The sequence below is a fragment of the Nostoc sp. PCC 7107 genome, from assembly GCF_000316625.1.
In the GTDB taxonomy this organism is placed as follows: domain Bacteria; phylum Cyanobacteriota; class Cyanobacteriia; order Cyanobacteriales; family Nostocaceae; genus Nostoc_B.
Genome location: NC_019676.1, coordinates 3,459,141 through 3,473,389 on the forward strand (window position 1 = coordinate 3,459,141; position 14,249 = coordinate 3,473,389).

Genomic DNA, 14,249 nt, shown 5'->3' on the forward strand with positions numbered 1-14,249 from the left:
ACCTGTAACCTCTAGTTATAAATCTCGGTGGATAAATGCTTTTGCATTCGCGCCAGTGTAACTAGCGACGATGTGACCATTACCAGTCATTTGATATTTATATGTTACCAATCCTTCTAACCCGACAGGGCCGCGGGGAGGCATTTGTTGAGTACTAATACCAACTTCTGCACCAAAACCGTAACGGAAACCATCAGCAAAACGTGTGGAACAATTGTGAAAAACGCCAGCAGAATTGACCAAACCAAAGAAAGCTTCAGCGGTGGCGATATCTTCTGTAATAATTACATCGGTGTGACGTGAACCGTATTGGTTAATATGCGCGATCGCATCTTCTAAATCATCGACAATTTTAATTGATAAAATTAAATCACTATATTCTGTTTCCCAATCAATTTCGCTGGCGGGGGCAATATTTGGTAAAATCTCTAAGGTGCGTTGATCACCTTTTAATTGCACATGATTTTCTGCTAAAGCTGTCGCAACTTGGGGTAAAAATTCCCCAGCAATTGCTTGATGAACTAATAAAGTTTCAATGGCATTACAAGCAGCTGCATATTGAATTTTAGCATCAACAGTAATTTCTACAGCTTTATTAATGTCAGCAGCTTGATCGATATAAGCATGACAAATTCCATCCGCATGACCAAGTACAGGAATGCGGGTATTTTCTTGGACAAACCGCACAAAAGAATTAGAACCGCGTGGAATAATTAAATCTACATATTTATCTAATTTTAAAAGTCCCACAGTTTCTTCGCGTGTAGTGAGTAACTGCACCGCATCAGGACTGACATCTGTTTGCGATAATCCTTGTTTAATCGCTTTAACTATCGCTTCACAAGAACGTACAGCTTCTTTACCACATTTGAGAATTACACCATTACCTGATTTAATCGCCAAAGAAACAATTTGAATTGCAGCTTCTGGACGCGCTTCAAAAATAATCCCCAACACACCCAAAGGACAAGTAATGCGTTTGAGAATTAATCCAGTATCCAGTTCGCGGTGAATCTGGACTTTACCGATAGGATCAGCCAGTTTACCAACATCTCGGACTCCAGCGATCGCATCTCTTAACTTATGTTCATCTAACTGCAAGCGCTTATATAGAGGTTTAGCAATTCCTTCCGCCGCCGCAGCTTGACAGTCAGCCACATTCGCCTGCAATATTTCTTCTTGAGCCGATTCTAACCCTTGAGCGATCGCTGCGATCGCTTGATTTTTCGCCTCTGTCGAAAGAATTGCCAACTTACTAGCAGCGGCGCGAGTTTTCCCAGCAATCTCAACTAAAGATGACCCAACTTCCACAATAGTCATATCAAAAAATAACCCTTAATTATGGCAGAAACATTTATTTTCCATCCTATAGCAATCTGATTTGATTCCTGAATTATTCCTATAGAGAGTGAACAGAAAAAATCTTCTCCAAATCTCTCACGCCAGTAAAGTGAGTTATTTTTACCAGTCGTCGCATCAACAATGTCAGCTGTCACATTCACAATGCAAGTTATCACATCAACAATGTCAACTGTCACATTCACAATGCAAGTTATCACATCAACAATGTCAGCCGTCGCATTCACAATGCGAGTTATCAAATCAACAATGTCAGATGTCACATTCACAATTGACTAATATTTACCTCGCCCATTGCTGCAAGATATAAGCATAAAAAGCCTCTTTATCAACTGTATCCATTGCATAAATCTTCCGACCGCTAGGAACAACCTTAGTCCGTCCTTGACTTACACCAGTGGTAATAATTTCCGTTTCCCACTCCCGCAGTTGATAAAATTCTGGATGTCCTAAATAAGCCGTCGCCAGCACATCCCAAAAATAATAATCTTGGGGAATTACCAGTGCGTAACATTGTCCAGCTAAATCAGAAACAGGATAATGGCGTTGTTTTCCCATTTTATACACAATGTCTGATGTCACAGGTACATTGTTAGTCAAATCTAAAGGACACATAATAATTTCAATTTGGGTTTGCCAAACTTGCGCGGCTGAAACTGCATCCCAATAGACATTCCACTCCGCCGAACCATCTTGTCCGGCTTCTAAACTTTTTTCCACATTACCACCAACATTCAACGCGCCACCCATCCAGACAATTTTTTCAATCTTGGCTTCAATATCTGGTGCTTGTTCTAACGCCACTGCAACTGTCGTTAATGGCCCTGTTACCATCAGCATTACTGGTTGAGGTGCTTCTCTTAACATTCGCACCATAAAATCTTGTCCAGGTTCTGTAAGCAGAGGTGTATTAATCGTGTCCTGCTGGTTGAGAATAGGGAGATGGTCAACAATAAACGAATCACGACGATAGAGACGGGGAAAAGGATTTATGCCACGTACTGTACTTTCGGCAACTGGGATATGAGAAAATCCCATCAAATCAATTATTTTGCGTGTAGCGCTAACGGCTGGTTCAACATAACAATCAGCAGGAGTCACAACCACACCAAGCAATTCGATATGATCCATCGTCAACAGCAGCATAGTTGCTAGGTAATCGTCTACACCACCATCGTGATCCATTAACACAAGTTGTTTTGACATATTAGGAGGATAAGAGAATGGATGAATTTATGCAAGCAGCGATCGCAGAGGCTAAACAAGGTAGACAAGAAGGCGGAATTCCTATCGGTTCTGTTCTCATCAAGGATGGCAAAATTGTTGGTAGAGGACACAACAAGCGCGTCCAAGATAGCGACCCTGTTACCCACGCCGAAATCGATTGTCTCCGTAATGCTGGCAGAATTGGCAGTTATAGAGGTACAACACTTTATTCAACCTTAATGCCGTGTTATTTATGCGCCGGCGCAGTCGTGCAATTCGGGATCAAAAAAGTCATCGCCGGCGAATCTCGTACATTTCCCGGCGCAAAAGAATTTATGATTTCTCACGGCGTAGAAGTTATTGATTTAAATTTAGATGAATGCGAACAAATGATGAGCGAATTTATTCAAACCAACCCCGAATTATGGAACGAAGACATTGGGAAGTAGTCAATGGTCAAAAGGCTAAATATTGCAATTTCATCCTTCAGACTTCATACTTTTTCCTTAAGAAAAGCCTCAAACGTAAACCTATCAGGTAACGAAGTTTGTGCGCCTAATTTTGTCGTGGCTAAAGCACCTGCGGTTGCACCCCAAATCACTGCTTGATGTAAAGTCATTCCTGTATAAAGTGCAGCTGCTAAACCACCATTAAAAGCATCACCAGCCGCCACAGTATCCACAACATTAACTGAAAAAGCTGGCACAAAAAATGTTTCCTCAGTTGTGGTACATACCACACCCTTTGCACCTAATTTAACGATCGCAGATTTCACCCCTTTTTGCAATAACACTGCCCCTGCTTTGGCTGCTGATTCTGGGCTATCCACCGCAAAACCAACTAATTGTCCTGCTTCTACCTCATTGGGGGTGATAATATCCACCAACGGGTAAAGTTCGGCAGGTAAGTTAGATTGAGCCGGTGCAGGATCAAGGATTACTGTAATATTGGCATTGCGTCCAGCTTTAGCAGCTGCAACAACAGCACTCAGAGGAATTTCTAATTGTAAAAGCAGTGCTTTAGCTGTTGGTAATAAAGGCGATAACCTCTCTACATCTGCCTGATTTACTTTTCCATTAGCACCAGGAATCACCACAATTTGATTCTGCCCAGCATCATCAACAATAATGATGGCAATTCCCGAACTTACCGTTTCATCTAATAAAATATTTTCAGTTTGTACGCCAGCAGTTTGTAAATTATTCAGTAACTCTGCACCAAAACCTTGGCTTCCCACCCGCCCCACCATCTGAGTCGGAATTCCCAACCGTGCTAATGCTACTGCTTGATTTGCACCTTTCCCCCCTGGGACTTGAAAAAAATCGTTTCCCAGCAAAGTTTCACCGCTAGTTGGTAAATGGGGTGCTGTGGCTACTAAATCTATATTGATACTGCCGAAAACAATAATACTCATAATGAAGCGAGTGAAATGGTGGGTAAAAAAATTAAAATATTCTCACATTCAAACCCTATCCCTTTATGGGTAGAGTATTCTGAATTCTGTATTCTGACTCCTGTTTGATTCAGGAAATTTCTTGATATCGTTATAGAAAACCGGAAGATAAATTTTATGGTCACTACACAAGTCAGCAGTACCCAAAGGGGAATTCTCCCAAATATTAGTTGGCAGACTTTTGAAACTATGTTGGCAGAAATGGGTAATAATCGCACCACACGACTGACCTATGATCAAGGAACCCTAGAAATTATGACACCGTTGATGCCTCATGAACATAACAATAGACTACTAGAACACTTAGTTTTTACCTTAGCTGTGGAACTCAACCTGAATATCAAAAGTATTGGTTCTACAACTTGTAAACGTCCAGACTTACTGCGTGGTGTAGAACCAGATTCTGCATTTTACATTCAAAATGAACCATTGATGCGGCAAAAGCAAAATCTCGACTTGACTCAAGACCCACCACCTGATTTAGTCATTGAAGTAGACTACACCAGTGCTTCTGTTGATCGATTATCAATTTATTTAGCATTGGGTGTTCCAGAAGTTTGGCGTTATAACGAACCTGTAATGCAAATTTATCGCTTACAGGAAGGTACGTACATTCCTTGTGATATATCGCCAAGTTTTGCCAATCTTCCCTTAACTACAGAGATTCCCCGTTTTTTGCAAGAAAGTTTGAACAATGGAGAAATTTCCATGATTCGCTCATTTCGTGCTTGGGTGAGACAGCAGCAAAAAAATTGACAGTCAATAGCTAAAGCGCTATACCATATCAAGGTGCAATATACATTAAGTTTTTTATTGTTATGTCTAGTGTTGAACGCGACGAAACCAGAGAAAATCGCATCGCTACAGAAATTATTGTTGATGCGGAAGATAAAGAAGATCGGGCAATGGGCTGGTATTATTATCTAGAAGAAGCTTTGAATTATCCGTTTATGGCTAAGTGGGCGAAAAAATCCCGCAAAACATCGACAATAGAAGAGAAAAACGTCGAAGTGCTAGGAATGGCTCCTGATGATGAGTGTTTAAAAGATATGTATGTGGAAGTAGCTGACATCAATGGTAAGGATGATGATGTCTATTCGGCAAAATTATCAGAAATAAAGCCTATTGATGCAGACAGTGAAACCGAAGAAGCGATCGCAGATTGGCACTATTGGCTGGCTAGAGGCTACAAATTCTAGAATATAGCTTTTTTGCGCCTCAATTATCTGATAAATAACGAATAATTCGACAGGGGTTTCCAGCAGCAACCACATTTGCAGGTATATCTTTCACAACCACACTACCAGCACCAATTGTCGTGTTGTCGCCAATTGTCACCCCTGGACAAATAATTGCATTTCCACCTATCCAGACATTGTTACCAATTTTAACTGGTGCAGCTAATTCTCTACCAGTCAAACGAATTTCTGGTTCTACGGGATGATAAGCTGCATAAATCTGCACATAAGGCGCACACAAAACGTTATCGCCAATTTCCACTAGATTGCAGTCTAAAATTACACAACCAAAGTTCATAAATAATTTATTGCCCGCATAAATATGACTGCCGTAGTCACAGTAAAATGGCGGCACAATAGTAATATTTTCTCCTACCTTACCCAATAATTCTTGTAATATTTGTTGTCTTTGCTCTTGATGTTCAGCAATTGTATTGTTATACCTTTGTAAAAGACGACTAGCTCGCCTACTCTCAGCTACTAATTCGGGATCTTCTGCTAAATATAACTCGCCAGCTAACATTTTTTGTTTTTCGGTTTTTTCCATAAGATATTTTTAAGTTTTATTAAATTAAAATAGCGAATTTAAAAAAGATTTTACAAAGCGATTTTAAATTACAATAATTTTTTAGATAAAAAACTGAATTTACTAAACTTAGTCAAAATTAGCAAAATTCGGAGGAATATGCCTTTTCGGATTTTAAGCTTGGATGGTGGCGGAATTAGGGGATTAGTTGCAGCAACTATTTTGGCAGCTATTGAGCAGCAAATTAATCAACCTTTGCACGAGTATTTTAACTTAATAGCAGGCACATCTACAGGCTCAATTTTAGCAGCAGCGATCGCCACTGGTCGCAGCAGCCAAAATATTATTGATCTATACACACAAAAAAGCTCAAGAATCTTCCCTTACAGTAGTCTTTTTTCTTTGCAGCGACTACCGCTTATTTTCAAATATGGGATATCTGCACCAAAATTTTCTGATGCTGGTTTAACTCAAGTTCTCCAAGAAAATTTAGGTGAAATCAAACTATTTGATATTCCTGAACCAAAATTATTAATTACAGCTTACGATACCATCGCCAGAGAACCAATTATCTTTAAAAGTTGGCGACAAGATAAAGATTATGGCAATGTACCACTATGGGAAATCTGCGTTTGTTCTGCCTCGGCTCCTACTTATTTCCCAGCGCATAAACTAGATAGAATAGTCAAAGGCACAGTGGAAAGAGCGACAGAAGATACTGTTACTTTAGATGGTTATGCTTCCCATACAGAAAACCTTTATAACAATACACAAATTAGAATTGTGAGTGGTACAGGTAGTGGTCAAACTCGCACTATCAAAACATACAAAGGTTACACAAGAGTCGCTTTATTAGATTCTCCGTGGGAAACTATACCAGATAATACTGCGACCTACTCAATTAAATGTATGTACTCTGCCATTGATGGTGGTGTTGCGGCTAATAACCCTTCAGCTTGTGCTGTAGCGGAAGCTTTAAGATTAGGACATTCCATTGAAGATATTACCATTCTTTCTATTGGTACAGGCGATCGCACACGCATTATCCCATTTCAACAAGCCGAAAGCTGGGGTTTGATTCAATGGGCGCAGCCACTTATTGGTATATTGTTAGATGCTTCATCGGGCGTTCATGAGTACATCACTGACCAAATAATTCCAGACAAACAGATTTTACGATTACAGTTTAAGCTAGACCGAGAACTTATCGGTAAGCGATTGAGTGATGATATTGATGATGTCAGTCCTGAGAATCTTCAAAATTTAATGGAAGCGGCAAAAGTTTATATTCAGCAGCCAGCAATACAAACTAAATTGCAGGAATTTTTACGCATTAATTAACAAGGTAAAACAACAACCAGTTAAATATCTTGTTTGTTGTTCTAGATTTTAGCTTGTAGTTCGTGTGGCTAAAAATATTTGTTGTGCGGTTATTTGTAAATTGGTAAAAACTGAAGAAACAAGTTGATCACCGTTTTGAAATAATTGCTTGTGATACTCATCTTTTATCAATGTGCAAATTGTAATTGTAGGTTGTTTTGGCTTGCCAATATATTCTCTCCCACCAATACCTAGATAATCCACAATCCAATACTCAGGTACTCCTAAGAGTGCATAATCTTCAACTTTCCGCGCATAATCATTTTGCCAGTTTGTGCTAACGACTTCAGCAATTAATTTAATAGAGCTTCCTGATGTAACGATAGGTTCTTTTTGCCATAGTGGCTCATTAATTAGTTGAGTTTGATCCAATACAATAACATCAGGACGAAAAGCTGTATTTGTTCCTAACAGTTTGATTAAACAGCGATGGGGAATAAAATAAGGTTCTTCTTGACGGTCAATTTCTACGTTTAGTTTTCGTCCAATAAAAGCAGATACTTGCTCGTGCGGCCCTGTTGGTTCCATATCGATTAATTCACCATCAATTAGTTCATAACCCTCACTATCGTCATAGTGAGCAATAAATTCTTCAACTGTTAAAAGTTTTGGTGCAAATTGAACCATTGTGATTTTTGCTACTTATTAAGTAAGTTAATGTTTTTTCCAGTTTTCAAATATTAGATTTCTATAAATATTTTAAATTTTCTGAAAGTTATTGCCAATGTTTGGGATATTCGAGGTAGTCTGGCAGAATAGTGGTGCGATCACCATTCGCTGAATTAATCTGCCATTGTTCTAGGTTTTTGACTTTCCGAAGATTTGTTGTTTGTAACATTGTTTCTTCCAATATTGCACCTTTTAGGTTAGCTTCTTCCAATATTGCACCTTGTAAATTAGCTCCTACAAGAATTGTACTTTGTAAGTTAGCTGCCAGAAAGGTAGCGTTTTGTAGTTTTGCAAAACTTAGGAATGTTTCTTGAAGGTTAGTTCCGCTAAAAATCGCTTCTTCTAAGTCAGCACCAATAAGCATAGCTTTATAAAGGTTAGCTCCATTTAAAATAATTCTTTTTAGCTTTCCTTCATTTAGATTTGCTCTCCTGATATCAACACGAGATATGTTTAACCTTTGATTGTTTGGTTCATTATTACAATTACGCCGTCCAATAATAGTAAGGGTTGCTTGAATGTCTGTACTAAGTTTTGGTTGTTCTGATATTCTTGCCTCATGCTCTTTTTTCAAAGGAGCATTCTCTCTCACAAACGCCGTAAGAATTTCCATAATTGTCCAGTGGTCTTTTGGGGAATCCTGAGCAATTCTCTCTAACGTATAAATTGCACCTAACCGCACTTCAATCTTTTCGCTTCCAAGCTGTTCAATTGCTTTGGCAAAGCGTTCTGTAATTTGTTTATCTTCGGCTATTACAGCATTCTTGAGTGCAGCTTCAGCATTTTTTAAGGCAGCTTTGGCACTTTCATTCGCAGCCATAGCACTTTTGTCCATAGCTTCCGCACGCTTGGCTGCATAAAAAGCGTTAATAAATACAGCGATTCCTGCAAAAATTGTTCCGGTAGTTGTTAAGGCTTTAATTCCGTAATCTAACCTCTGTTCTGTTGTTAAACCTTCAATGTTAACAAAGGCTAAAAAAACGGCAGCTAAAACCAGAATAAATATAATTGGTAAGACTATTAACCAAGTTCTCAAAGCGTCTGTATTATTTTCAGACATAGATAATTTAATATTTTTGTGCTGTTGATGATAGTATCAAAAGCTCACGCAAAGGCGCAAAGTATTTTTTTATTTTTACTTTTACTTACAAAAAATATCATTCCTACTTTTGCAAAAATCAATCTTCTGTATCTTAATCTAATTCATGTCGATACTTTTCTATAGCTTCAAGTACTTGCTCAAATTGTGGGTCATCTTTAAAAACTCCAGCCATTGCTAACCAGGGGTTTTTCTGATCAGTGGAGGGCAATTTTACAGATAAAGAAACAACTTCTGCACCAGCCAGATGGGTTTCTAGACGTTGTTGAAGTTCAGTTAATGCAGTAGTGCGATCGCTTGCTTCTACTTGCAATTCTGGCAAACCTGGAACAGTGGCAATAGTTCTACCATCTGCTTGTTGCTTAACAATAACATTGACTGAAATTTCGTGATTATTTTGGCTACTTGGAGATTTAGCTGAGGGAAAGGAATTTACCATAATTTTTGATACTTTTTATATTTGATACGCAATGTGCGACTTTATCTCAAACCTAACCCCCAACCCCTTCCCTTGTAGGGAAGGGGAGTAAGAATTAAAGCCTCTCTCCGTTGCGGGGAGAGGTTTGGAGAGGGGTTTTAAAAATAAGTTGCACATCGCGTTTTGATTGTAAATGAGTCCAAATAAATATCGTAAACAAACTCAACTAAAAAACTTCTCCACGCAACGGGCGAATATTTCCACACCCATTGGTAAAACAGTTTCATCAAAATCAAATCGCGGATGATGATGAGGATAAGCTAAATCTTTTTCTGGATTAGCAGAACCAAGGAAGAAGTAACAGCCGGGAACTTCTTGTAAGAAGAAAGACATATCTTCGCCGCCCATTGTTTGGCATTCTGGGACAATTCCTACAGGCGTTTCTACTTCTTCTTCGGCAATCGATCGCACTAATTCTGCAATCCTCGCATCGTTAATTACGGGAGGATATAAACTTGTATATTCTAAGTCATATTTTGCATCGTGACTCTGACAAACTCCAGCAATTATTTGCTCAATGCGCTGTTGAAAAAAGCCGGCAAATTCTGGGTTAAAATACCGCACTGTGCCTTTCATATTGGCGGTGTCAGCAATGACATTATGGGCTGTACCTGCGTGAAGTGAGCCAACAGTCACCACTGCGGAATCTATGGGGTTAACATTCCGGGCGACAATGGTTTGTAAGGCGTTGACAATTTGGGCTGCAACTACAATTGAATCAACGGTTTGATGGGGAATTGCGCCGTGTCCACCTTTGCCGAAAATTGTGCAGTTGAATAACTCGACAGCCGCCATCAATGCACCAGCACGGACACCGACAGTTCCCAAAGGGAGATTATTCCACAGGTGTAAACCAATAATCGCATCCACATCAGGGTTTTTCAGCACCCCAGCCTCAATCATCGGTTTTGCACCTCCTGGCCCTTCTTCGGCTGGCTGGAAGATGATTTTCACAGTCCCCGCAAAGTCTTCTCGATGCTGCTGGAGATAGTATGCTGTACCTAATGCGATCGCTGTATGTCCATCATGTCCACAAGCGTGCATTACTCCATCATGCTGCGATTTATACGGTACTTCGTTCAATTCTTGAATGGGTAAAGCATCCATATCCGCCCGAATTGCTAGTACTTTTTGAGTGCTGAGTTTAGTACCTTTAATAGTGGCGACAATTCCAGTTTTTGCAATACCAGTTTGATGTTCAATTCCCCATGCTTGCAACTTACCTGAGACAAACTCAGCCGTCAGTTTTTCTTGAAAGCCTAATTCTGGTTGTTGATGTAACCGCCGCCGCCACTCTACTAATTGTGGTTGCAATGTGCGAATTGAGAGTCGCACACGGGATAAGTCAACAGAATAAGAATTGGGAAATGTGGAAACCATTGTGACAACAAACTGCTAGGAGACGGCTGAGATTGGGTTATGTTCTCAGTTTAATAGTTCCTTAAATATTTAGCGCCTCTAAATTTAAATTAGATGCAGCTTGAGCCAGTTTGTCCAAATCTGCTGGGTTCTCAAAATATGGCAAGCAACCTAAAACCGGGATGTGTGTAAATGATTGTATTACCTCTGGTGGTGTCCAGTCGGTAAGCTCTGCATCGGTACGGGGTTGAATGCAGTTCAGTACAATACCTATCAGATTAACTTTGCACTGTCTCGCTAAAGCCACATTCGCCACGGCTTGCGAAATTCCACCTAATCTAACTGGAACTACCAAGACAGTAGGTAAACGCCATTCACCAGCGATATCAGCCACTGTTAACTCGTTAGTCATGGGTGAACCTAACCCACCAGCAGATTCTACCAAGAGAAATTCATAGCGCGATCGCATTTCACACAATGTTTTCCACACCACAGCTAAATCCACTGGGCGATTTTCTCTAGCTGCGGCGATGGGTGGCGCTAAAGGCGCTTGAAAATACAAAGGTGTAATTTCTGCTGGCGATTGTTCTAGCTTAAACAGATTTTGATACCACTCGCGATCGCCAATTCCCGATTGTATTGGCTTCATAATTCCCCAGTGGCGCTGCGGATAATATTTTTGCCAATAAGCGGCCAATGCTGTAGTTAAAACAGTTTTGCCAGCTTCCGTATCAGTTCCAGTAATTAGTAATGTATTCAACAATCTGTTTTGCAAATAGATAACAAGTAACAGATGACGTTACGAGACGTAAATATAGCGCATTTCATGAATTCGTAGCAAATTCTCAGCGTACCTTTGCGCTTACCTCCGCGCCCCTCAGCGTTGAAATTTCAACCCTCAATTCACCATAATTGTACGCAAAACCGTACTAAGGAGTACTCTGTAAATCAGGCGTTGGTTGATCCGTGCTATTGATAGGCGGTTGATTGTCGTTAGTACCGGGAATTATTGGTGTAGATGTTGGTGTTGGCGTAAATGCTGGTGGAAATGTTGGTGTTGGCGTTGGTGTAAATGTTGGCGTTGGTGTTGGTGTTACTGTTGGTGTTACTGTTGGTGTTACTGTTGGTGTTACTGTTGGTGTAGCTGTTGGTATAGGTTGAAGTGGGTTTTCTAACGCCACCCTGAGATTATAATCACTTTCACTAACTCCAGATGTCAGATTTAATTGCACAGTATATCTACCACTAGTCGGTAATATTCCCGTATAAGAGCTTACTTGTTGAGCGCTACTATCAAGTACTTGGCGATTAGGACTTAACACAGTTAGAGAAATACCGGTTCCTTGTTCCAGCACTGTAGTTAACTTAGCTCCAGCTTGGCCAAAAAAGGTATATTCCATAATTTGCCCAGCTTTAAGAGCATTTTCGACTGTCGCTGTGTTCGCTGCATCCAATCTCAGGCGCTTACTAGTAATAGTTGGTTCCGTATTACTGGGCGTAGCTGTCCCGAATGTTGTACCCCCAGAAATAACTGGTGAAGGAAAAGTCTGAGGTGCAGGTGGTGTTGTCTCCGGTTGTCCATTAGATTGGCTGCGAATTGAACTCACCAGCGCCCAAGAACCAAAACCCGCCAAGATAACTACCGCACTACCAATTGCACCCAGCGCTAAAGGATTATCTAACACAGAGTTAGAAGAACGACTGGGGGGAATTACAGGGTCAGGTCGGTTAGATGATTGGGGTGGAATGGCATCGGGACGACGACCAACCGCAATTGTTTGAAAATTTGATACCTCTGGCGCTGCTGCTACTCCAGGTTGCTCGACAAATTGCAATGCTTGGATAACCTCAGCCGCACTTTGATAGCGATCGCTCGGCAAAGAGTGTAACATCCGATTAATTACCTGGGATAATTGCGGATTCACTCTGACAGATTTTTGCCAAGTCCAGGTAAGCTGAGTTTCATCAAACAACTCAGACGGTTCTTTACCAGTTAATAAAACTATCGCCGTCACCGCTAAAGCATACAAATCACTACTAGGGTAGGCGCGTCCGGTTTGCATTTGCTCATTGGGAGAATAGCCCAATTTGCCCACACTGGTAACATTGACATTTGTCTCAGGAGTTTGCAAGCGCGTTGCTAGTTCTTTGACTACGCCAAAATCAATTAACACTGGTAAGCGATCGCTATCTCGTAAAATAATATTTTCCGGCGAAATATCACGGTGGATAATGCCACGACTGTGAATGTGTTCTAATACAGGTAGGAGCGATCGCAACAACTGTAATACATCTGGTTCAGAGAAAGTTTGACCTACAGATTGTTTCTCAATTAGTAAATCTCGATAAGTCTTACCCGCAGCATAATCTTCCACTAAAAATAAACGATGGTCTTGCTCAAATCTTTCGCGGAACTTAGGGACTTGCGGATGTTCAATTTGATATAAAATCGTCGCTTCTCGCTGAAAAAGTTCTTGGGCTTTTTCCCAAGCACCAGCCCCTACTGCGATCGGAATTAATTCTTTAATTGCACAAAGTTCGTTAAACCGACGCTGATCTTCGGCTAAATAAGTTCTGCCGAATCCACCCTGTCCCAGGATTTGAATTATCCGATAACGGTTTTGTAAGACAGTACCAATTGTAATTGGGGGTTGCATAAATAAATTCAAATTTAATCATAACTGAATACACAGCCCTCACAAAGCTGAGTCTGGAGGACACAATACATAGAATTGACTCAAGAATTCTTCTTTGAGGTGTGCTGTCAGGGTTTGAGGAGTTTGCACCTTGCGCCCCTAAATTTCTTTACCCTCATCCTCATAAAGTTGTGAACCCATCACTCCAACCTTTGATTTTTCATTTTCATACGTAAGTTACACGACAATGACCTGCGGCGATATTCTACCCTAAGAAAAGGAATAATCGTATTCAAATTTCCATCTGATTACCAAAACCACAAGAAAGCTGGCTTAGATAGCAAAAGAGCAATCATGCACTTCCCTTTCTGCGCCCTCTGGATAACTCCCATAAACCACAATCTAGAATTTATAGTTTCCCAACTAATTTTGCAGATTTGAAAATTTTTCTCCAATTTATAATCCAAAAATTTAGTTTGTCAGTTTATAATTTTGTAGCTGATATCATAAAATATTCTTCTACCCCAGAAGAATTTAATTTTGGGTATTTCTACTGTCTGAGTTCCTGTTCTACTTCACTTAAGCTGAAAAGAGTTGGACTCATTAATCAATACAGTTGGTAGGAGCATTACTCTCCCAGACTAAATCTAGAGGAAATTTGAGTTGTTGAGAACAACTCAACTATGGGGCTAACTTACACACTATAGGTCAGTTACGAATTCGATGGTTTGTTTACCACTAAAGACTTAAAAATGGACTGATGGTAGCTCTATTGAGAAATGTTTAAAGTTTTTATGAAAGCTTAAATAAAACTTACAGATGTTTATTTAGCCTATTCCGGTTAAA

The 14,249-nt window shown here is 40.1% G+C and carries 15 protein-coding genes; 4 read left to right on the plus strand and 11 right to left on the minus strand.

Annotated elements, in window-relative coordinates; all coding sequences use genetic code 11:
* Nucleotides 1-15: 15 nt before the first annotated feature.
* From NOS7107_RS14675 to NOS7107_RS14685, 3 genes are read right to left on the minus strand one after another with little or no spacing between them, the layout of a single operon-like run.
* Nucleotides 16-1,320 (minus strand): glutamate-5-semialdehyde dehydrogenase, encoded by a 1,305-nt coding sequence (locus NOS7107_RS14675; protein WP_015113765.1) that lies wholly within the window; start codon nt 1,318-1,320, stop codon nt 16-18.
* Nucleotides 1,317-1,622, minus strand: a complete 306-nt coding sequence (locus tag NOS7107_RS14680) for a hypothetical protein (RefSeq protein WP_157374034.1) — start codon at nt 1,620-1,622, stop codon at nt 1,317-1,319. The genes NOS7107_RS14675 and NOS7107_RS14680 overlap by 4 nt, the downstream gene beginning before the upstream one ends.
* Nucleotides 1,623-1,641: 19 nt before the next feature.
* Nucleotides 1,642-2,565 (minus strand): nucleoside hydrolase, encoded by a 924-nt coding sequence (locus tag NOS7107_RS14685; protein ID WP_015113767.1) that lies wholly within the window; start codon nt 2,563-2,565, stop codon nt 1,642-1,644.
* A 17-nt stretch (nt 2,566-2,582) separates the two neighbouring features.
* Here NOS7107_RS14685 and NOS7107_RS14690 point away from each other — a divergent pair, with 17 nt between their 5' ends.
* Nucleotides 2,583-3,014 (plus strand): nucleoside deaminase, encoded by a 432-nt coding sequence (locus tag NOS7107_RS14690; RefSeq protein ID WP_015113768.1) that lies wholly within the window; start codon nt 2,583-2,585, stop codon nt 3,012-3,014.
* Nucleotides 3,015-3,058: 44 nt separating this feature from the next.
* Here NOS7107_RS14690 and rbsK read toward each other — a convergent pair whose 3' ends face one another.
* Nucleotides 3,059-3,979 carry a ribokinase gene (rbsK, locus tag NOS7107_RS14695; protein ID WP_015113769.1) on the minus strand — a complete coding sequence of 307 codons (921 nt, stop codon included), beginning with the start codon at nt 3,977-3,979 and terminating at the stop codon, nt 3,059-3,061.
* A 156-nt stretch (nt 3,980-4,135) separates the two neighbouring features.
* Between rbsK and NOS7107_RS14700 the strand changes: the two genes are divergently transcribed.
* Together NOS7107_RS14700 and NOS7107_RS14705 are read left to right on the plus strand one after the other, a co-directional pair.
* Nucleotides 4,136-4,774: a Uma2 family endonuclease gene (locus NOS7107_RS14700; RefSeq protein WP_015113770.1), complete on the plus strand. Its 639-nt coding sequence runs from the start codon at nt 4,136-4,138 to the stop codon at nt 4,772-4,774.
* 62 nt (nt 4,775-4,836) lie between these two features.
* Nucleotides 4,837-5,217: a calcium-binding protein gene (locus NOS7107_RS14705; RefSeq protein ID WP_015113771.1), complete on the plus strand. Its 381-nt coding sequence runs from the start codon at nt 4,837-4,839 to the stop codon at nt 5,215-5,217.
* Nucleotides 5,218-5,236: 19 nt separating this feature from the next.
* On the opposite strand, the gene NOS7107_RS14710 is transcribed toward NOS7107_RS14705, so the two are convergent.
* Nucleotides 5,237-5,803 (minus strand): sugar O-acetyltransferase, encoded by a 567-nt coding sequence (locus NOS7107_RS14710; protein ID WP_015113772.1) that lies wholly within the window; start codon nt 5,801-5,803, stop codon nt 5,237-5,239.
* A 138-nt stretch (nt 5,804-5,941) separates the two neighbouring features.
* Here NOS7107_RS14710 and NOS7107_RS14715 point away from each other — a divergent pair, with 138 nt between their 5' ends.
* Nucleotides 5,942-7,123 carry a patatin-like phospholipase family protein gene (locus tag NOS7107_RS14715; RefSeq protein WP_015113773.1) on the plus strand — a complete coding sequence of 394 codons (1,182 nt, stop codon included), beginning with the start codon at nt 5,942-5,944 and terminating at the stop codon, nt 7,121-7,123.
* A 48-nt stretch (nt 7,124-7,171) separates the two neighbouring features.
* Here NOS7107_RS14715 and NOS7107_RS14720 read toward each other — a convergent pair whose 3' ends face one another.
* The 6 genes from NOS7107_RS14720 to NOS7107_RS14745 all read right to left on the minus strand — a co-directional run bounded on the left by NOS7107_RS14720 (nt 7,172) and on the right by NOS7107_RS14745 (nt 13,424).
* Nucleotides 7,172-7,789, minus strand: coding sequence for a Uma2 family endonuclease (locus NOS7107_RS14720; RefSeq protein WP_015113774.1), 618 nt, complete (start codon nt 7,787-7,789; stop codon nt 7,172-7,174).
* An 88-nt stretch (nt 7,790-7,877) separates the two neighbouring features.
* Entirely contained in the window at nt 7,878-8,891 is a 1,014-nt protein-coding gene (locus NOS7107_RS14725; protein WP_015113775.1) for a pentapeptide repeat-containing protein, read from the minus strand.
* A 133-nt stretch (nt 8,892-9,024) separates the two neighbouring features.
* Nucleotides 9,025-9,369, minus strand: a complete 345-nt coding sequence (locus tag NOS7107_RS14730) for a hypothetical protein (RefSeq protein ID WP_015113776.1) — start codon at nt 9,367-9,369, stop codon at nt 9,025-9,027.
* A gap of 201 nt (nt 9,370-9,570) precedes the next feature.
* The gene (locus tag NOS7107_RS14735; RefSeq protein ID WP_015113777.1) at nt 9,571-10,788 is read right to left on the minus strand and encodes a M20 family metallopeptidase; all 1,218 of its coding nucleotides are present in this window, start codon (nt 10,786-10,788) and stop codon (nt 9,571-9,573) included.
* A gap of 61 nt (nt 10,789-10,849) precedes the next feature.
* A complete protein-coding gene (gene bioD, locus NOS7107_RS14740) occupies nt 10,850-11,527 on the minus strand; it encodes a dethiobiotin synthase (protein ID WP_015113778.1) in 678 nt (225 codons plus the stop codon).
* Between the two features lie 169 nt (nt 11,528-11,696).
* A complete protein-coding gene (locus NOS7107_RS14745) occupies nt 11,697-13,424 on the minus strand; it encodes a serine/threonine-protein kinase (protein ID WP_015113779.1) in 1,728 nt (575 codons plus the stop codon).
* Nucleotides 13,425-14,249: the final 825 nt, after the last annotated feature.